The organism is Pseudomonas sp. B21-041 (genome assembly GCF_024748675.1).
GTDB classification, from domain to species: domain Bacteria; phylum Pseudomonadota; class Gammaproteobacteria; order Pseudomonadales; family Pseudomonadaceae; genus Aquipseudomonas; species Aquipseudomonas neuropathica.
The window spans coordinates 2,759,837-2,779,197 of the sequence record NZ_CP087175.1; the positions used below are offsets into that span (position 1 = coordinate 2,759,837).

18 protein-coding genes are annotated in these 19,361 nt (G+C 59.5%); 9 read left to right on the forward strand and 9 right to left on the reverse strand.

The window, feature by feature from the left end:
* Positions 1–147: 147 nt before the first annotated feature.
* From LOY43_RS12285 to LOY43_RS12305, 5 genes are all read left to right on the forward strand, one after another.
* Complete coding sequence (locus tag LOY43_RS12285) at positions 148–1,572, forward strand: ABC transporter substrate-binding protein (RefSeq protein ID WP_220558713.1); 1,425 nt, start codon at positions 148–150, stop codon at positions 1,570–1,572.
* Positions 1,573–1,882: 310 nt separating this feature from the next.
* Complete coding sequence (locus LOY43_RS12290) at positions 1,883–2,662, forward strand: ABC transporter permease (protein WP_258709732.1); 780 nt, start codon at positions 1,883–1,885, stop codon at positions 2,660–2,662.
* Positions 2,662–3,510: an ABC transporter ATP-binding protein gene (locus tag LOY43_RS12295; protein WP_258709733.1), complete on the forward strand. Its 849-nt coding sequence runs from the start codon at positions 2,662–2,664 to the stop codon at positions 3,508–3,510. The genes LOY43_RS12290 and LOY43_RS12295 overlap by 1 nt, the downstream gene beginning before the upstream one ends.
* A complete protein-coding gene (locus tag LOY43_RS12300; protein WP_095049853.1) occupies positions 3,507–4,469 on the forward strand; it encodes a HEAT repeat domain-containing protein in 963 nt (320 codons plus the stop codon). The genes LOY43_RS12295 and LOY43_RS12300 overlap by 4 nt, the downstream gene beginning before the upstream one ends.
* A complete protein-coding gene (locus tag LOY43_RS12305; RefSeq protein ID WP_095049854.1) occupies positions 4,466–4,744 on the forward strand; it encodes a DUF971 domain-containing protein in 279 nt (92 codons plus the stop codon). Before LOY43_RS12300 ends, LOY43_RS12305 begins: the two co-directional genes overlap by 4 nt.
* A gap of 121 nt (positions 4,745–4,865) precedes the next feature.
* On the opposite strand, the gene LOY43_RS12310 is transcribed toward LOY43_RS12305, so the two are convergent.
* The 3 genes from LOY43_RS12310 to LOY43_RS12320 all read right to left on the reverse strand — a co-directional run bounded on the left by LOY43_RS12310 (position 4,866) and on the right by LOY43_RS12320 (position 9,273).
* On the reverse strand, positions 4,866–6,524 hold the full coding sequence (locus LOY43_RS12310; protein WP_095049855.1) for a phosphoethanolamine transferase: 1,659 nt from the start codon (positions 6,522–6,524) through the stop codon (positions 4,866–4,868).
* A gap of 124 nt (positions 6,525–6,648) precedes the next feature.
* A complete protein-coding gene (locus tag LOY43_RS12315; protein WP_220558717.1) occupies positions 6,649–7,386 on the reverse strand; it encodes a TorF family putative porin in 738 nt (245 codons plus the stop codon).
* A 144-nt stretch (positions 7,387–7,530) separates the two neighbouring features.
* Complete coding sequence (locus LOY43_RS12320) at positions 7,531–9,273, reverse strand: amidohydrolase (RefSeq protein ID WP_258709734.1); 1,743 nt, start codon at positions 9,271–9,273, stop codon at positions 7,531–7,533.
* 103 nt (positions 9,274–9,376) lie between these two features.
* Between LOY43_RS12320 and LOY43_RS12325 the strand changes: the two genes are divergently transcribed.
* A complete protein-coding gene (locus LOY43_RS12325; RefSeq protein ID WP_095049858.1) occupies positions 9,377–10,294 on the forward strand; it encodes a LysR family transcriptional regulator in 918 nt (305 codons plus the stop codon).
* A 48-nt stretch (positions 10,295–10,342) separates the two neighbouring features.
* Here LOY43_RS12325 and LOY43_RS12330 read toward each other — a convergent pair whose 3' ends face one another.
* Both LOY43_RS12330 and LOY43_RS12335 read right to left on the reverse strand, forming a co-directional pair.
* A complete protein-coding gene (locus LOY43_RS12330; protein ID WP_095049859.1) occupies positions 10,343–10,939 on the reverse strand; it encodes a LysE family translocator in 597 nt (198 codons plus the stop codon).
* 55 nt (positions 10,940–10,994) lie between these two features.
* Positions 10,995–11,831, reverse strand: coding sequence for an AraC family transcriptional regulator (locus LOY43_RS12335; RefSeq protein WP_095049860.1), 837 nt, complete (start codon positions 11,829–11,831; stop codon positions 10,995–10,997).
* 137 nt (positions 11,832–11,968) lie between these two features.
* Between LOY43_RS12335 and LOY43_RS12340 the strand changes: the two genes are divergently transcribed.
* Complete coding sequence (locus LOY43_RS12340) at positions 11,969–12,244, forward strand: hypothetical protein (protein ID WP_095049861.1); 276 nt, start codon at positions 11,969–11,971, stop codon at positions 12,242–12,244.
* 67 nt (positions 12,245–12,311) lie between these two features.
* On the forward strand, positions 12,312–13,235 hold the full coding sequence (locus tag LOY43_RS12345) for a helix-turn-helix domain-containing GNAT family N-acetyltransferase (RefSeq protein ID WP_258709735.1): 924 nt from the start codon (positions 12,312–12,314) through the stop codon (positions 13,233–13,235).
* A gap of 973 nt (positions 13,236–14,208) precedes the next feature.
* Here LOY43_RS12345 and LOY43_RS12350 read toward each other — a convergent pair.
* The 4 genes from LOY43_RS12350 to LOY43_RS12365 form a co-directional block, all read right to left on the reverse strand.
* On the reverse strand, positions 14,209–14,670 hold the full coding sequence (locus LOY43_RS12350) for a DUF3574 domain-containing protein (RefSeq protein ID WP_095049879.1): 462 nt from the start codon (positions 14,668–14,670) through the stop codon (positions 14,209–14,211).
* A 197-nt stretch (positions 14,671–14,867) separates the two neighbouring features.
* Positions 14,868–17,252 carry a DUF3772 domain-containing protein gene (locus LOY43_RS12355; protein ID WP_095049880.1) on the reverse strand — a complete coding sequence of 795 codons (2,385 nt, stop codon included), beginning with the start codon at positions 17,250–17,252 and terminating at the stop codon, positions 14,868–14,870.
* A 166-nt stretch (positions 17,253–17,418) separates the two neighbouring features.
* Positions 17,419–17,691, reverse strand: coding sequence for a hypothetical protein (locus LOY43_RS12360; protein WP_258709736.1), 273 nt, complete (start codon positions 17,689–17,691; stop codon positions 17,419–17,421).
* A gap of 136 nt (positions 17,692–17,827) precedes the next feature.
* A complete protein-coding gene (locus tag LOY43_RS12365) occupies positions 17,828–18,706 on the reverse strand; it encodes a LysR family transcriptional regulator (RefSeq protein WP_220558728.1) in 879 nt (292 codons plus the stop codon).
* A gap of 157 nt (positions 18,707–18,863) precedes the next feature.
* Between LOY43_RS12365 and LOY43_RS12370 the strand changes: the two genes are divergently transcribed.
* Positions 18,864–19,289, forward strand: a complete 426-nt coding sequence (locus tag LOY43_RS12370) for a VOC family protein (protein WP_026000724.1) — start codon at positions 18,864–18,866, stop codon at positions 19,287–19,289.
* The last annotated feature ends 72 nt before the right edge of the window (positions 19,290–19,361 follow it).

Here is a 19,361-nt window from a genome sequence, read left to right on the forward strand (position 1 = left end):
CTGGAAAACCGCTATCGCGAGCAGGCTCACTCCTACATTTGGAACTGTGACAACCCAAAGCCATCCGGTGAACCCCGGACGCTGGATTCACCGAAAACCCCTCGTTTCCCACCGCGCCCTGATCGCGGCGGAGACGAACTCAAATAAATGATTCGAGGGGAAACACTCATGTTGCGTGCAGCAATCGCCGGTCTGGTACTGGCTTCGTTCACTTTGTCGGCCTCGGCCGAAACCATCCGCATCGCCATCGGCACCCAGGACACCACCATCAATTGCGCCGCTGGCGGTCTGTTGATTCGTGAACTCGGTCTGCTCGACAAATATCTGCCCCACGACGGCGCTTACCAAGACGCGAAGTACGACGTGCAGTGGAAGAACTTCACCAGCGGCGCGCCGCTGACCAACGAGATGGTCGCCGGCAAACTCGACTTCGGCGCCATGGCCGATTTCCCAGGTGCGTTCAACGGTGTTGCGTTCGAAACTGCCGGCAAGCACAGCCTGTTCATCAGCGTACTGTCGGGGAGCATCAAGGGCAGCGGCAACGGCATCGTCGTGCCGAGTGCGTCCGGCGTGCAATCGCTGAGCGAACTCAAGGGCAAGACCATTTCCGTGCCGTTCGCCTCCACCGCCCACGGCATGTTGTTGCGCGCGGTGGCGGAGCAGGGCTGGGATCCGCTCAAGGACGTCAACATCATTGCCCAGCCACCAGAAGTCGCCGGCTCGGCGTTGCAGGCCGGCAAGATCGACGCCCACGCCGATTTCGTGCCGTTCGCCGAGCTGTTTCCGAGCCGGGGCTTCGCCCGCAAGATCTACGACGGCGCCCAGGCCAATGCGCCGACGTTCCATGGTGCGCTGGTGGATCAGGCGTACGCGAAGAAGTACCCGGAAGTCGTCGTCGCCTATTTGCGGGCGAGCATCGAGGCCAATCAACTATTGGCCGCTGAGCCGGAGAAATACAGCGAGTTGATCGCCAAAGTCACCGGCGTCGATGCCGAAGTGAACTACCTGTTCCACGGCCCACTCGGCGTGCAGACCCGCGACTTGAGCTGGAAGCCGGAATATCGTCAGGCGGTTGGTACGGCCATCGATACGTTGAAGCTGTTGAAGAAGGCTGATCGTGGCCTCGATCTGAATACGTTCATCGACGATCAATACATCCGCGCCGCGTTCAACGCGTCGGGTCTGGACTACACGGCGCAGCTGGCCAACTACGCACAGACGCCACTGAAGGCTACGGATGCGACAACGGGGAAAGCGATTACTGACTTCAGTCATGTCGCGGAAATCTGGGTGCGCGGTGAGGACAAAGTGCGCCGCTATGCCTCCGCTGAGGCCGCTTTCACTGCGTTGGCGGCGTTGAAGCAGGAAGGCAAAAACATCCGTGCCGTGTATGCACAGGCCAGTGACAGCGGGATCAAGTTGCTGGCTGAGCAGGCGTGGTTTGCCAGTGATGCGAAGGGCCGGTTGAGTGCGTTTTTGCTTAAGGGGCAGGCTCAGCAATATGCGTCGGCGCGGGGTGGCAAGGTTCTCGATTTCGCCGATGCCACTACTCAAGCGGTTGCTGTCCGCTGATAGAAAATCAAAAGCCCCTCACCCTAGCCCTCTCCCAGAGGGAGAGGGGACTGACCGAGGTGTTTGGACTCGCTACGCCGACCTGAAATACCGAGTCGAACGCAGGTTTTGAAAAGCACGCAGGTCGGCTCCCTTTCGAGTCGAACGCAGGTTTTGAAAAGCACGAAGATCGGCTCCCTTTCGAGTCGAACTCAGGTTTTGAAAAGCACGTAGGTCGGCTCCCTTTCCCCCTCGTGCCCCTGGGGGAGAGGGCTGGGGTGAGGGGGTAAATATCAGTCATCACACAGATCCAGAACCGGAAACCCGCTCGATGAAAACACCCATCCGCTGGACATCAAGAGCCGCGTCACTGCTGCTCTGCCTGCTGTTCTGGCAACTCGCCGCCAGCCACCACTGGAACCTCGGCCTGGTCACCTTCGCCAACGTGCCGACACCCATCGCGGTGATCGAAGCGGCGCTCGGTTTGGGCGATTCTGGCAAGTTGCTCCAGCACCTGACCGCCAGCCTCAGCCGTGTGTTCGCCGGCTACCTCGCGGCGCTAGTCATCGGCATTGCTCTCGGTCTGGCCATTGGCCGTTCGAAGTGGGCCGAAGACCTGCTGCTGTCACCGCTGGAAGTCCTGCGCCCAATCCCCGCCGTCGCGTGGATCCCCCTGGCGATCCTGATGTTCCCATCCTCCGAACTGTCGATGGTCTTCATCACCTTCACCGGCGCGCTGTTTCCGATTCTGCTCAACACCGTGCACGGCGTCGAAGGCGTCGACCCGCGTCTGATCGCCTCCGCGAAAAGCCTCGGGGCAGGGCGCCGGTCGATCCTGCTGGAAGTGATCCTGCCCGGCGCCGCACCCAGCATCATCACCGGCCTGGCGATCGGCATGGGTACCTCATGGTTCTGTCTGGTCACTGCGGAAATGATCTCCGGTCAGTTCGGCATCGGTTATTACACCTGGGAGTCCTACACGATTCAGAACTACGCCGACATCGTCGTCGGCATGTTGCTGATCGGCGTGCTGGGCATGGGCAGCAGTCTGCTGATCAAACGCCTGGGCGGGTTGTTCACGCCTTGGCATCGACCGCGAGGAAAAGCCTGATGAGCGTGATGCAAACCCCGGAAGGGCGGATCGACATTCGCCAGTTGTCCATCGTCCTCGGCGCAGGGCGTGAAGCGTTCGAAGCCGTGCGCGAACTTGATTGCCAGATTGAACCGGGCCAGTTCGTGTGCATTCTTGGTCCGTCTGGTTGCGGCAAATCGACCTTGCTTGGCGCCTTGGCCGGGCACCTCAGTGCTCATGCCGGCAGTCTGAAAGTCGATGGCGCGGCGGTGTCCGGGCCGTCTCCACAGCGCGGCATGGTGTTCCAGCACCACACGTTGTTTCCGTGGCGCACGGTGCGTGACAACGTCGCCTTCGGCCTGAAAATGCGTGGCATCGGCAAGGCTGAGCGCCATCGCGCCGCCGATGACATCCTTAAACTGGTCGGCCTCGACGGATTTGCCGAACGCTGGCCCGATCAACTCTCCGGCGGCATGCAGCAGCGGGTGGAGATCGCCCGCGTGCTGGTCAACCGCCCGCGTCTGCTGTTGATGGACGAGCCGTTCGGCGCGCTGGATGCGCTGACACGTCTGAACATGCAGGAACTACTGCTGGACATCTGGACGCGTATCCGTACCACGGTGGTGTTCGTCACTCACGACATCGACGAGGCACTGTTCCTCGCCGACCGCTTGCTAGTGATGAGCGCGCGACCGGGGCGAATCATCGAAGACCTGCGCCTGGATTTCGCCCGGCCACGCACCAGCGAACTGGTCACCAGCCCCGAATTCTCCCGACTCAAACGCCACTGCCTCGATCTGCTGCGCCACGACAACGACCGACCGCTGCCGCGCCTCAACCCGCTCGGTCTGCCTCCCGAAAACCCTTTGCCGCGATTTGCCCTATGACCTCTATATTTGCTGTGACCGATAACCAGGACATTCTCGATCTGCAACCGCGCCTCACCGCTGAAGACGCCGGTGTGCGACGCATTGCGCTGATTGATCTGGCGGATCTGGAAGAACCGGATGGCTTGCTCTGGCTGGTTGATCGCCTGAGGCAAGATCCCGCCGAAGAGGTTCGCGCTGAAGCCGCACGTTTGCTGGAAGCCTGGGAAGATGAGGGCGTCGTGCAGGCCTTGTGTGAAGCCTTGACCGACACGTCGCCCGCCGTGCAATCGGCCGCCGCGCAGAGCCTGAGCTTGCTCAAAACGGAAGCGGCGGGGCAGGTGATTTTGCCGTGGACCGATCACGCCGACGTCAGTGTGCGTATCGCCGCATTCCGTGCCTTGCGTGAGTTGCGTTTCGCCGCAGCCGCGCCGGCAGCGGTTTCGGCGCTGAACGATGCCGACGCCAGCGTTCGTCGTGAAGCCGTGGGCGTGCTCGGCTGGCTCAAGCAGCTCGACGCATTGCCCGCCCTGGCACGATTGGCCAGCGCTGACCCCGACACCGAAGTACGCCGTGCTGCGACTGGCGCTTTGGGCTTGGCCTCCAGCGCCGAAGTGTTGCCAGCCCTGCGCCAGGCCTTGCGGGATGACGCCTGGCAAGTACGCGAAGAAGCCGCGACGACCTTGGGCAAGGTCGGCCACATTGACGCTGGTTCCGCGCTCGTCGAAGCCTTGAGCGATGATTATTGGCAAGTGCGCCTGCGCGCCACTCGCAGCCTCGGCCGTTTGCGTTTCGCCCCGGCGCTGGACGCCCTGATCGACACCCTCGGCCATCGCATCAGCAACCTGCGCAAGGAAGCCGCGCTGGCCTTGGGCGAACTGCATGATCGCGGCGCCGTGGCCGCGTTGCAGGCTGCGCAGGACGACGGCGACCCGGAGGTGCGCAAAGCCGTGCGCATCGCCTTGAGTCAGTTGCAATGAACCCGCTGTCGATGGCTAATTCGCAAAGCGAAGGCACCTTGCGCTTGAGCTGGCCGGACGCCCGCGAACAACAGCTCTATCACGCCGAACTGCGCCGCCAGTGCCCGTGCTCGCAATGCCGCGCGTTTCGCCTCAAAGGCATGACACCACTGGTGGATGATCGCGTGCGCCTGATCGAACTCAACCCGCAGGGCTACGGCGTGCAAATGATCTTCAGCGATGGCCATCAACGCGGCATCTACCCGTGGGCCTATCTGGCAAACCTCACCTCCTGAGAGCACCATTCCCTGTGGGAGCTGGCTTGCCAGCGATGGCGGCTTGTCAGTCAACACAGATGCCGGATGTGCCGGCCTTATCGCTGGCAAGCCAGCTCCCACAGGGATCTTCAGTGTTTGGTTAATTCGTGGCCGTCATCGCCGGCCGGCAGCCATGAAAAATATCCAGCCCCGGCTGATACACCGACGTCCTCACATCAAACAACCCCAGCACCGAGTGGAACAGGTTGTCATGGCTCAGGTCCGCCTGCCCGGTCTTGCCTTGCAAACAACCGCGATCGATCCCTTCACTGGCGAGCGTGCCATTGCCAAACCACATCACCATCGGCACATGGGTCTGCGCTTGCGGCGCCAGCGCATACGGCGCCGCGTGCAGGTACAGCCCGTTCTCGCCCAGCGATTCGCCGTGATCGGAGACGTAAACCATCGACGTGTCCAGTGAGTCCTGATTGCGCTTGAGCAGTTCGATGACCTTGGCAAGGAAATGGTCGGTGTACAGAATCGTGTTGTCGTACACGTTCACCAGTTCATCGCGGCTGCAACTGCCCAACTGGTTGGTGTGGCAGATCGGTTTGAAGCGCTCCATGTCTTTCGGATACCGCTCGTAGTACTCGGGGCCGTGGCTGCCGTCGGCGTGCAGGACGATGATCGCGTGGCCCTTGAGGCTGTCGATGTAGCTTTGCAGGTCTTGCAACAGCGCCTCGTCGAGGCAGTTGTTGCCGTCGCAGAATGGCCCCGGCTGATTCTTCGAAATGTCGCGATGCGGTACGCGCAGGCAGGTGCCTTTGCAGTCGCTGTTGTTGTCGAGCCACAGCACTTGCACGCCGGCACGCTGGAGAATGTCAAGCAGGCCTTCGTAGGTTTTGCCTTTCTTGTCGCTGTAATCCTCACGCGGGAACATCGAGAACATGCACGGCACCGAGACCGCCGTCGACGTGCCGCAGGAATGCACCTGAGTGAAGTTGAGGATGTCGAGTTTGCTCAGTTCGGGATTGGTATCGCGCTCGTAGCCATTCAGCGAGAAGTGATCGGCGCGAGCAGTTTCACCGACCACGAAGACCATCAGCGATTTCTTCTCGCGGCTGGCCGCCTTGGCGCTCATCACCGCGTCTTCGCCGATGGCCTGCACCACGAAATGCTTTTTGATGCCCAGGCGTTGCTTGGTGTACTTGCTGATCGCGTAGATGTAGTTGGTCGGGTTGATGAAGTGGGTGAGTTTGTCTTCTTCGCGGAAGATTGGCGCGTAGGTCGAATAGAACGCGCCCACCGAGGCGGCGATCACCAGCACACAGGCGATGATCACCAGCATCTTGTTGAGCAGACCGCGAAAGAACGGCCGATAACTGACCGGCCAGCGCCAGATCAACGCCGCCGGCAATACACCGAGCAACAGCACGTAAGCCAGCAGCTTGCCGCTGAACAACGCGGTGGCTTCGGCGGGGTTGGTTTCGAAGACGTTCTGCATCATCACCGTGTCGATGGCGATGCCGTATTCATTCATGAAATACGCGGCGCAGGCCGAGAGCAGGGCGACCACGGTGAGCACCGGTTTCAGTGTCCAGCGAAACGACACCAGTGTCAGCAGCAGGGTGATCGCGGCCCACAAAAACAGCGCGAACGAGGCGAAAAACGCCAGTTTGTGCGCGCCTTGCAGGGTGATCAGAGTGCCCAGCGCCTCCCAGGTCGCCAGGTTGTACAACGCCACCAGCGCCAGGGAGAACAGCAGCACCAGCCGGGTAGGCGTGATGGACGGTAAGCGCAGTCCGTTGCCCAAAGCCATGTCAAACATTCCTCTACTTGAATAGAACATCACGCGGTTACGCGTGTAACTGTAGAAGAGCATTAGTAAAAAATTTGTAAACATCCTGTAACAAGTTCGACCCCCATTTCCTGTAGGAGCTGGGTCAGAAAGATTTGCTGACGCTGGCGACGACGGTGGCGGTGCAGACGTCTTTGAAACCCCAATTGCTCAGACATTGGGTTTGTGAGAGATCGGTGTCGATGTAGCTCAGGCCCAGTACCACGCCGGCGAGGTTATGGGTGAGTTTGACTTCCCACTCGCGATAGCTGTCCTCGGCCTGCCCGGACGCCGAGTACAAATGCGGATCCTTGAAATCCATATTGCCGTAACGCAGCTTCAACCCCGAGTCGTACGGCAGTTCAGTTTCATAACCGATGTAGCTGTACAGCGAACTCTGTTTGCTATCAATTCCCGGCGCATCACTGGAGTAATACGCCGCCAGCTTCACCCCATAAACCCCGAGAATCCCGTAGACCTCGCTCTGGTTGAACTGGCTTTCCTTGGGGTAGGCGTACTTGATGTAGCCCAGATCGAGGCTGACTTCCTCGGTCGCCTGCCACAGCCAGCCGCCGTAGTAATCGACTTCCTGACGGGTTTTCAGGCCACCGCCGAAATCGACGTTGGAACTCCACGCGCCGAGGTACAGACCGCTGCTGTGCGCGAGAGTCAGGCCGGCCTGCATGGCAGGGTCGTTCTGGGTTTGCGAGATGCCCCGGGTGCGGTAATCACTGGCTAAAGTGAGATCCACCAACAGCGCAAAGTCATCGTTTAAAGGGATCGCAAAGCTGCTCAACGGCAGCAGACTGAAAAAACTCAGGGCGAACAGGGGCAAGGCTTTCATGTGAAGTCCCGATGTTGTGATTGTTATGGGGGCAGGAGGTAAACCTGTAGGAGCTGCCGAAGGCTGCGATCTTTTGATCTTGGTTTTAAAATCAAAGTCAAAAGATCGCAGCCTTCGGCAGCTCCTACAGGGGGATCAATGTTGTTATTGGGTGGCGGTGTAGACCTGACGGCCGCCGAACCAGGTCTGCAAAACCTGGGTGTCATGCAGGGCCTTGTTGTCGACGCTGAACACATCGCGGTCGAGCACGATAAAGTCAGCCTGCTTGCCCGGCGTCAGCGAGCCGATCTGCTTCTCCAGGCCAATGGTCCGCGCGGCGTTGACGGTGTAGGCGTAGAACATGGTTTCACGGTCCAGACGCTCATCGGCATTGAGCACACCCAACGGTCCGACACGGGTAATCGCCTGGGCCATGGCGTTGAACGGATTCGGTGTCGACACCGGCCAGTCACTCGCGCCGGCGATCGTCGCGCCCTGTTTCAGCAGCGAATGCGCCGGGTACTGATAGCGGAAGGCGAGGGCGCTGACGTAGGGCTTGATCATGTCGGTGGTGTAGTCGTCGGCACTGGCCCACAGCAGTTGCATCGAGGCGATGACGTTGAGCGGTTTGAAGCGGGCGAACTCTTGCGGGTTGACCATTTGCAGGTGAGTGATCGAGTGGGTCACGCCGCTCTGGCGATCCTTGCGCGCCTGGGCGATGCCGTTCAGCGATTCCCGCACCGCACGGTCGCCGATCGCGTGGATGTGCACCAGCCAGCCGCGCTGGTCGATGGCGCTGACCAGTTCGCCGAAGTGTTGTGGATCGATCAGCAGTTCGCCCTGTTTGTGCGAGTTGCTGTACGGGTCGATCATCGCCGCGCTCTGTGCCGGGAATTCAATCACGCCGTCGGCGAAGATCTTGATCCCGGGCAGGGTCAGGTTGGGAATGCCCTGGAATTGCTGGCGCACCTTGTCCAGCGTATCGAGGTCGGAGGGTAGGCTTTTCGGGTTGGCCACCAACAGCGCCGCGACGTGCACGCTCATGTCGCCGCTTTCCGACAGGGCTTTATAGGCCGGCAGCACGCCGACGGTTTTCTCGGTCGGTTTGAGGGCGAACACCGCTTCACCCGGTGCGGCGTTGGCGGCAGGGTCCATCCACGCGGTGATACCCAGGCTGTTGTTGTAGCGCACCGCTGATTTGGCAGCGCTCAACATGTCGGTAGGGCTTGGCACTGGCATCTTCGAGGCGACCCGGTCCCAACCGGCGTCGACCACAAAGCCGTTCGGCTCACCGTTGGCCAGTTTGCCGATGGTGTCTTTTTCTGCGTCGGGCAGGGTTTTCAGCATGGCTGCGTCGATGCCAGCGCGCTTGAGCATGACGTTGTTGGCCCACGCCGTGTGGTGGTCGCTGCCGATAAACACCACCGGTACGCTGGCCCATTCGCCGCGGTTGAAGGTTTTGCCCAAGGCCTCGGCCTGCGCCCAATAAACCGAACTCATGCCGGCAATGCTCAGCACGTCGCCGTGTTTGGCCTTGCCGTCTGCACGCCAGTCGCGCAGGCGTTTTTGCAGTTCGTCGAGGCTGACGACTTCGTCTTCCATGTTCGCCGAGACCATTTCCAGTCCGCCGAAAATCGCGTGGGAATGGCTGTCGATCAGGCCGGGCATCAGCGCTTTGCCTTTGAGATCGATGACTTGGGTGCCGGATTCGATCAGGGCTTTGATCTGCGCGTCGGTGCCGACCTTCAGCACTTTGCCGTTCTCTACGGCGAGGGCTTGCGCCTTGGGTTGTGCGCGGTCGGCAGTGAAAATCTTACCGTTGAGCAGGATCAGATCAGCAGCGGCCATGGCTTCCATCGAGGCAAAACTTACAGCGACTACCAACAGACTCGGGATGAATCTTTTCATTGAAGATTTCCTTGTTATTGCGTCTGATGGCGAGATTAGTGGCTGACAGCGGTCGACAGAACGCCTCCCTCACGAAAAACGTTTTTGCCTGAATGGAAAAAGCATGGACAAACTGGGTGCATTGAAAATGTTCGTGGTCACTGCGCAGCTCGGCAGTTTCAGCCGCGCCGCCGAGCAGTTGGGCAAGACCCCGTCGGCGCTGACCAAAGCGGTCAATCACCTGGAATCGGAGCTGGGTGCACGCCTGTTTGAGCGCAGCACACGGCGGATTCTGCTTACCGAAATCGGCCGGGTGTACCTGGAAACCGCACGGCTGGTGTTGCAGCGGCTGGACGAGGCCAGCGAGGAAATCGAGCAGTTACAGCACGGCTTGCGCGGCAACCTGAAAATCACCGCACCACTGGCGTATGGGCGGGCGTTTCTCGATCAGGTGTGTGACGGCTTTTTGCAGCAATACCCGCAGATCAGCCTGCAAGTGGATCTGTGCGATGCCTTCGTCAACCTGCTGGAAAGTGGTTATGACCTGGCGCTGCGTGAAGGCCACGATGACTTGCCGGGGCTGATTGCGCGGGTGGTGGGTAGCAATCGACTGGCCCTGTGCGGCAGTCCGGAGTACCTGGCGCGCAAGGATTTGCCGGTGACTCCGCAAACCCTTGAGCAGCATGAGTGGCTGCTCTATCAGCACCCATTGCTCAGCCGCGAATTCTGGTGGGCCGAGCGCGATGGGCAGCGCTTGAGTCTGGCGCAACCGGCGGCACCGCGGTTGCGCAGCGACAATTACGACTTGCTGCTGGCCAGTGCTTTGGCCGGGCGCGGTTTGCTGCATACGCCGCTGTGGAGCGCCGCACCGTACATTGCCGACGGGCGACTGGTGCGGGTCATGGCCGATTACGACATCGACCCGGATACCTTCGGCCCGCACATTCTCGCGGTGTACCCGAGCCATCGGCGGGCCACGGCGAAGGTGGTGGCGTTCATCGATTACATCTCGGCATTCCTCATCGAACGTGGCCTGAGCTGACAGCCCATTCCTCCGTAGAAGCAGCCTTCGGCAGCTCCTGCAGGGGCGTTATGCCAGGACGGTCAGCCATGCCGAGAGCAGCAGCAACAACGCCAGTGCCGCATTCATGCGTTTGAACGCCCGTGGCGAACCCATCAACCGTGCGCTGCCCACACCCAGCAATGCCCAGAACGTCATGCACGGCAGCGACACCAGCAAAAACGCCAGTGACAACACCAGCAGCCGCAGAGTCTTGTCACCCCCGCCAACAAACACGCTGACCACTGCCACCGCCATCATCCACACCTTGGGATTGACCAGTTGCAGCATGGCAGCGCCCAGCACGCTGAAACTTTCTTCCTGGGCATCCGCCGGGTTCAGTGATGGCGGCGTGCTGCGAAAGATCTGCCACGCCAGCCAGCTCAACCAGAGCACGCCGCCCCAGGCCATGGCATGCTGCACACGCGGGTAGCGCAGCAACGTTTCGCCGGCACCGAGGCCGACCATCAGTACGATCAGGGCCGCCGCCGCGCAGGCGCCAAAAATGATTGGCAATGTGGCGAGCAGGCCTTGGCGCGAACTGTGGCTCAACACCAGAATATTGGTCGGCCCCGGCGTGATCGAGGCAACGAAAGCAAACAGCAGAAAGGGCAGTAATGACGCCATGATCGGGATTCCCTGAAAATCAACACAGGTATCCATGATCGCCAGACGGCGTGCGTCAGTCTGGAAGGTTTGAGCAGCGTTTGCGGTAATCCGCCGGCGTCAGTTGATAGGCACGCCGGAACCAGCGACCGAGGTGGCTCTGATCGGCAAAACCGAGCACGCTGGCGACTTGTGCCGGCGTTTCACCGCGCGCCAGCAACTGCCGCGCCTTGGCCAGGCGCAACTGGATCAGGTAGGCGTGCGGCGCCAGACCGAAGGCAGACTTGAACGCCCGGCTGAGACGGAAACGGTCCACCCCGCAGACCCGCGCGAGATCATCGAGACCGATATCTTCATATGTGTGCGCGTGCAGATAATCCCGCGCCAGTTGCGCCACCAACGGCAGGCGCGGATCGAAAACCTGGCGCTTGCGCCAGTCGAGATGACGCGTGAGCGAGCTAAGCAGACCGTCAATGGCGGTCTGCCGGACGATGCGCAGATCGCCGTCATGCAACGCATGGAAAGCGTGATTGATCGCTGTGGCCAGACGCGGGTCTTGACTCAGCGTGTCGGCAAAACCGGGCTGACTGTCGGACGGTGCGTCTTCGAACAGCGCGTGCATTTCACGCTCCAGCCAGTGCGGATCGAGGTAGAGCATCGAATAGGTAAAACCTTCCTCGGTCGGCGCCTGGCCATCGTGGATTTCCCCCGGCTCCAGCAGGAACACATTGCCCGGGGTACTGCGATGGCGTACTCGGCGGCAATTGAATTGCTGCACGCCTTGCTCGGTGACGCCGACGAGGAAGCTGTCATGCCAGTGTGGATCGTAGGCATGCCCCTGAAAATGAGCACGAATCGATTCAATCCCGGTGTCGGCATCCTGGGACAGCTCGATCCAGTTGCGTTTATCCACGAAGGCTCCAGTGTTCGCCATTGAACGGTGCGGCCCCATAAAATACCGCGCAATGATCATCGACGTTTAGAAGATTTGTGCAGATGAGGGGGCTAGACTCTGCAGGTCACGAGCCCTTTGGCGGCAGGTGGAATGCGATGATTAACCGATGCTCGCGCGGGGTTTTACTCACCTTGATCGCCCTCAGCCTGGCGTTGGCGGCAGGCTGCTCAGGCCGCAAACACTATCCGCCTTCCGGCGTCGGGGACGCCTGCTACGCCAAAGCCTTGCCCTCGGTCGGTGAGGGCGGTCTGGCCTGGGGCTCCAGTTTGAACATGGCCCGGCAGAAGTCGATGAGCAACTGCATCCGCTATGCCGGGCGCTCTGGGGGCACGCCGGACACCTGTCAGGTGGTGTTGGCCAAGTGCCGATAGCTTTCTGTTGACATGGTTGCTTTTGGCAAATATATAGTTGCTTTAAGCAATTAACTGAGCGTTTGCCATGTCCAGCAGCCATCTCCTCGAGCAAGCCGACGTTGTGCGCGGTTTCAACCGCTTCTACACCCATCAGATCGGTGTATTGCAGGAGCATCTGCTGCAAAGCGACTATTCGCTGACCGAGTTACGCATTTTGTATGAGCTGGCGTCGCGCGGTGACCTGACCAGTGCTGAACTGCGCCAGATGCTCGGCCTCGATGCCGGCTACATGAGCCGCATCATCAGCGGTTTCGAAAAGCACGGCTTGATCCAGAAAGTGCCGTCGCCTACGGACGGCCGCGCTGCGCAATTGCACCTCACCGACCTCGGGCGCGAAATTCTGGTCCCGCTGGAAAAGGCTTCCCGCGAACAGATCGCCGCCATGCTCGAGCGATTGCCTGAACCGCAGCAGAAACAACTGATCGGCGCCATGACGCTGATCCAGACACTGCTGCAAGGCAACAGAGACTCAACCTACGTATTACGCGATCCGCAACCCGGTGACATGGGTACGGTGATGCAACAGCAAACCGCACTGTATTCCCGCGAATACGGCTGGAATTCGGAGTTCGAGGTGCTAGTGGCCGAGGTGGTCGCCAAGTACCTGCGCGATTACGACCCCACCTGTGAGCGCTGCTGGATTGCCGAAAAGGACGGCAAGGTCATCGGTTCGGTGTTCATCGTCCGCCAGGACGCGACTACCGCCAAACTGCGCATGCTCTACGTCGACGCCAGCGCGCGGGGTCTGGGCATTGGCAGTCGTCTGGTCGAGGAGTGCCTGCGCTTTGCCCGGCAGATGGGTTACCGGAAAATGACCTTGTGGACGACCAGCAACCTGACGGCTGCACGCAAGATTTATCAGCAGGCCGGGTTTGAGTTGGTGGAGGAAGAAGCGGTTCACAGCTTTGGCAAGGATCTGCTGAGTCAGACGTGGGCGCGGGTGTTGTGAGCTGTTTTTCGTCGTCGGGTGCAGTAAAAAGACAGACGAAAAAAACCGCCTTTGCGGGGCGGTTCTTTTTGTAAACCCTGGTTTGCGACCGAGGTTTGTTGCTTCACTAGCTGCTATGACATGTGCTCATGGTATGAGTCTTTGCGTCCCCTCGCAACATTAATATTCTGTATCAGGTGGATGCATACGTTATCCAATGTTGAAAAGAGCAATACTGGCAGAAATAACGTTTTACAAAGCCGATGAATTACCTGGTCATGTATCGTTCTATTGAGGGTTATGATGCTGACGCTCACATGTCTGAGCAGCGACGAGGTTTGGCTGGCAACTCAACGGTTTCATTCCCTCTGACACGGTTTTGCACCCGTGCCGGGATGATACTTCGGAGGGCTTTCAACCGGCCGCCTCACTAGCTGCTATGACATGCCAGCTGAAGACAAGCATGATCCGGTAAGCTTGCTGGAGGTTTGGCCCCCAGCCCTGGAGGCCAAAACGTATGAAGCTTTTGCTGCGTACGCTGAGCCTTGTATGGAGATTGTTTAAAGCATTTCGCTTTTACGAGTTCCTGCGAGACCACTTTGACGACCTGAAGTAACGGCCGTTAATGTGGGAAAAGCCCGTTCCGGTTTCGACTGGAACGGACTTTTTTTGCTCTGGAATAGCTGTCAAAAGTATGGTTTTCCTACATTTGATTTCTTTGTTGCGTAGGCCGTTTCTTCGGCACGTGTAGGCTTAGTTCAAAGCCTTCACTCTAACCCTCTTTCGGAGGGAGAGGGGACTGACCGAGGTGATCTCAAACGCTACGCCGACCTGAATGTTTTCTTACCGAATCGATTATGGATTCAGTGAAGGAAAAACAGGTCGAGGTCGGTTTTGATTCAGTGAGCCATGCTCAGGTCGGCGTAAATCTCCAATATCCCCGGATCGGTTCCCTCTCCCTCTGGGAGAGGGTTAGGGTGAGGGGCTTCTGATTCTAGAAGGACACCTCCGCCGGCTGCGACAACCGCAGCACCGACAAGTCCCCCGTAATACGCTTGTAAGCCAGGCGAATCGCTTCAATGTTGCCCGCATTCTTCGGGCTGTTCTCATGCAAGATCACAATCACCTTGGTGCTCAAGCGTTCAGGCTCTTTCGCGCCCTTATCCCGCCACTGCCCATAAGCATCGAACACACTGAAACCATCAGGAAATCGCGACGTCACCTCCTGATCAAGAAACTCGCGCCAGCGCGCCGGGCTGACTGCACCGTCCTTGCCATCGATCGAACCAACGGAGAAGTACAACTCGGTGCGAATCCACTGCGCCTGCGCCGGCCGCGAAATATCACCTTGCAAGGTCGAACTGGCGGGATCATGGGTGTGAACGGACGCAGGAGGAGGGCTGGCACAACCGGCGACGGCGACGAACAGCGCCGCCAGTAGAAAACGTCGAGGCATGGAACATCCTTATTGAACGATGAGTAAACCGCTCGAGTATAAGGTTGCCGTCTGACCGCCAATAAAGACCTAAAAAGCAGGCATTTAGGCGCTTCCGGAATAACCCTTCACCGCGCAAAAATTGTGGGAGCGAGCCTGCTCGCGAAAGCGATTTTTCAGACAGCGAAAATATTCCATGCCAGAGCCTTACCGATTCATTACGCACTCGCCGGCGGTTTCGCCAACGCAATCTCTGCCGCACCCAGCCGCTTGAGAATCTCGAACAGCAAATCACTTTTGGTCACCCCGACAATCCTCGGGCTAGCCACGTACCCGGTCACCGTCAAAGTAATTCCGTCAGGCGACAATTTGCTGAAGCGCACGAACGGTGCCGGTTTATCGAGGATGGTTTCGTTCTCCCGATACGTGTTGAGCAACAGGTCTTTCACCTCTTCAGGATCGATATCCAGCGGGAACACCAGTTCCAGTGACGCCACGCCTTGCGCGCTGCCGCCCAGGGTGACATTGCGCAGGTTCTGCGAGATCAGTTGCGAATTGGGCACGATGACGATCGAGCGGTCGCTGAGCTGGATTTCCGTGGCGCGCACGTTGATGCGGCGGATGTCGCCTTCCACACCACTGATGCTGATCAAGTCGCCGACCTTCACCGGTCGTTCGGTGAGCAGAATCAGCCCCGAGACAAAGTTCTTCACGATCTCTTGCAAACCGAAGCCGATGCCCACCGACAACGCACTGACGATCCACGCCAGATTAGTCCACTGCACGCCCAGCGACGACAGCGTCAGCAGAATCACGAAGGCGTAACCGATATTGGAAAACAGCGTGCTCAACGAGGCACACATGCCCGGGTCCATGTCGGTCCTGGGCAGGAACTCGTTGTCGAGCCAGCGACTCAGGGCACGGATCAGCCAGATGCCGATCATCAGCGCCAGCACGGCATTGAGCAGGTGGCCGGGGACGATGTTCAGCTTGCGCAGCCCGGCGCCGCCAAGGATCGCCATGATATTGCTCGCCAGTTGCCCGAGCGTAGTGCCGATGCCACCGACAAACAGGGCGATCACCGCCAGCAGCATCAGCGCGGCCCGACTGAAGCCGGACAGCAGGATCGAGATCTGATCGAGGCGGCGATCACCGATGCCCAGTAACTGTTTGAGCGCTTTACCGCTGGCGTGCCGTGGCGAAAAAACGTGCTCGCAGACGTCCTTGATCAACTGGATCAGCAGGTAGAAACCCGACAAGACAATGTACGCCCACACCAGCTCATAACTGATGAACCGCGCCAGCGACACATAGCCGGCGAGCAGGGCAATCGCCGAGACAAACATCGAGACGCTGGCAAGGGTGTAAATCACCCCGGCAAACGTACTGTTCGCCGCTGCCGCATCATTGGCCGCGACCAGCGCCTTGCGCACCTTGCCGACGCGCAACAACAGGACCGTCACGATCGCCAGCACAACGATCGAAATGACCCCGCGCCCGGCAATCACGATCTGGCTGCTCATGCCGGTGGCATTGCTCACCTGCACCAGCGTCACCAGCACCAATAACGTGCAGGACAGGATGCGCGGGTAGGGCCTGAGCGCCAGCGCCACCGAATCGGCAATCGCCGGCAGGCGCCACGAGGGATGTTCGGTCGACAGCAACGCGCGGCTCAACCCGGTGAGCAGCACGCAGGCATACACGACTTTTTCGAACTCTTCGGAGAAGGTTTCCAGCACTGGCGGCAAAGGTTGATGACGGGTGCAGGCGTAGAACAGTAATTGCAGGGCAATGGCGGTGGTGGCGATGGTCGCCAGCGCCGAGGCGAACGCCAGCGCACTGCGGCGCAGACGTCCCTCGGGCATGCGGTAAATGCACACCCAGGTCAGACCGCGTTCGGCCAGCCGGCGGCCGAAGGTCCAGATGATCAGTGCCAGCGCCATCAACATACTGGTGTAGATGCGTTCGCCTGGTGCCCACACGGTGGCCCAAGTGTCGCGCACCTGCGCGACGAAAAAGCGCAGACGCTGACGATCATCGTCACTCGGACTCACCAGCGGCGACCAGAAACTGGGGCTCAGCACGCTGTCAGTGCCCAGCGTCAGCTCACTTTCCAGCAGTGTGCGGCGTATCCCGGCGATCTGCGTAATCAGATCCGCCGCGCTCTGCTTCAGCGCCGCCAGGCTCTTCAATGTGCCGTCGACCTTGCTCTTCTGCTCGGCCAACGACGCCCGTTGCGCGACGATGTCTGCCTGCTCTTCCGCTAGATCGGCATCCGGCGCGGCCCCCAGCACCCCCAACTGCACTGCCAGTTGCGCCTGCTGCGGCAACAACGCCGCCGACAACCGATCGACATCCAGAATGAACGCCTGCACCCGATCCTGCGGGCCTTCGAGCTGGTTGTAATTGTTCGCTGCGGAAATCTGTTGCTTGAGGCCGTCGAGGCGTTGTTGCAGCGCCTGCAGTTCGCTTTGCGAAATCACCGGCAGCGGCGCGGCGGCGGTGGTTGCCGGCGCCGGCAAGTCGGCGGCCCATAGCGTCGGACTGCCGCCAACCGCCAGCATGAATGCGAAAAAAAACAACGACTTCAATGTGTTGCGCATGGGTGAGGCGGCTCGAATGGATCACACAGTCTATGAGGTTAGGTGATCGAGGCGATTGGCGCGCAAAAGTTTCCCGCAGAGCAGGGCCGGTGAGCAGAACTTGCAGACGCAAAAAGCCCGACGGGAGGTCGGGCCTTTATTCGGTGACGGCGGTAAAGCGCTGCACTCAGACGGCGCGGCGTTCGAGCAAACGGTCGGAACCCCCTTCGGCAACGGCATCGCTGAACAGCGGGTCGGTTTCGGTGGCGGCGGCAACGGCATCGCTGAACAGCGGGTCGGTTTCGGTGGCGGCGGCAACGGCATCGCTGAACAGCGGATCAGTCTGGGTGGCGGCGGCTACTGCGTCGCTGAACAGCGGATCGGTTTGAGTCGCGGGAGCGGCAACAGCATTCAGGGCGAACAGTGAGAAAGCGATGCTGAGAAGGGCTTGGCGTTTCATGAGTGTGTGCTCCGTGATGTAGTGGTGGGGTCTGGAGCCGATGTTACGCCGCGCATTTGATAAGAGAACTTCATTGAATCAATGGTTGTTATTGATGCGGTTAATGGCTGTGCTTTGTGAAGGCGCAACCCTGCACTCAGTCATAGCCGATCTTGACCTGCGCACTGATCAGCTCGGCCAGCATCCGTACAGGTTCGGTGAAGGTCTGGCGCGATCGGTGCACCAGCCCGATATCACGGTGGAACGTGTGCTGACCGAGGTCGAGCACCCGGACGCCGGCAGGCCAGGCAAAGCCGGGCGCCGTCTGCGGCACCAGCGCCACGCCGACACCGTTTTCGACCAGTTTGATAATTGCCTCCAGTTCATCCAGCTCGCAGACCTCGTGCAGGGTGAAATGCATCTGCCGTAAAAAGCGGTCGACCTGCCTGCCGCCGAAAGAGGAGCGGTCATATCGTATAAACGGCTGGCTACAAAGTAATTGGCTCCAGTCATCGCCCGGCACATCGCGTGGCACGATCAACCGGTAAGGCTCCAGCGCCAGCGTGGTCCAGCGCAGATCACTTTGCAGTGAGAAGGGTGGGCGGATGATCACGGCCATGTCAATCTCGCCAGCATCCACCAGATTGACCAGTTCCATCGACAACCCCGGAACGATCCGGGATCTGCACTGCGGGCAGTGCTGGTGAAACTTCGCGAGTGCATCGGGTAGATAAGAGCGCTGCACCGACGCAATGGCGCCGATGTTGACCAGCACGCTGGGCGGCAGCCCCACCGTTGTCGAGCCGAGGCTGTCGTAGAGCCTGAGCAGTTCTTGCGCTTGCAGCAGTATCTGGTGGCCCATTCTGTTGAGGTGTGCCGAGCGCCCCTTTCGGTCGAAAAGCTCGAAGCCGAGTTCGGCTTCCAGGCGCTGGATCTGGGCGCTGACGGCAGCCTGCGTGAGTCCGATCCTGTTGCCGGCTGCAGCGAAAGTACCTTCGCGTGCTACGGCGATGAGTGTCTTCAGTTCTTTGATCATTCACAAATATTAATTGTGTTTCTAAGAAATATATATTGATTTTTATGTTTGGTTTTCCGCCCTAGGATGTTTCCCATCCCCCGGCAGCGGCTGAACCCAAGGCGCCGATGACGGCAGGAATGTTCACCAACCAACAAAAACATGATTGGAGTTTCTGATGAGCCTCTCGCCTTTTCACCTCGCTATCCCCGTTTACGATCTGGCTGCAGCGCGCACCTTTTACGGTGAAGTCTTTGGTCTTGAAGAAGGGCGCTCCAGTACTCAGTGGGTCGATTTCGACTTTTATGGCCACCAACTGGTTATTCATGAACACCCGAAAACCGCGTCCCAGGAAAGCGTTCACAGCAACCCGGTCGACGGTCACGACGTCCCTGTTCCGCACTTCGGCATCATTTTGGGATGGCAACAGTGGGAAGCATTGGCCGAACGTCTGAAGTCCTTTGGCACCGAGTTTGTGATCGAACCTTACATCCGCTTTCAAGGGCAGGTGGGTGAGCAGGCCACCATGTTCCTCTTTGATCCTTGCGGTAACGCCTTGGAGTTCAAGGCGTTCAAGGATATGAGCCAGCTCTTCGCCAAGTGACAACCGTCATGGCACAACCCGGTTGTGCCATTTGGTCCCTAGTGAGCTGGAAGCTCATGACTCTAGCAACTG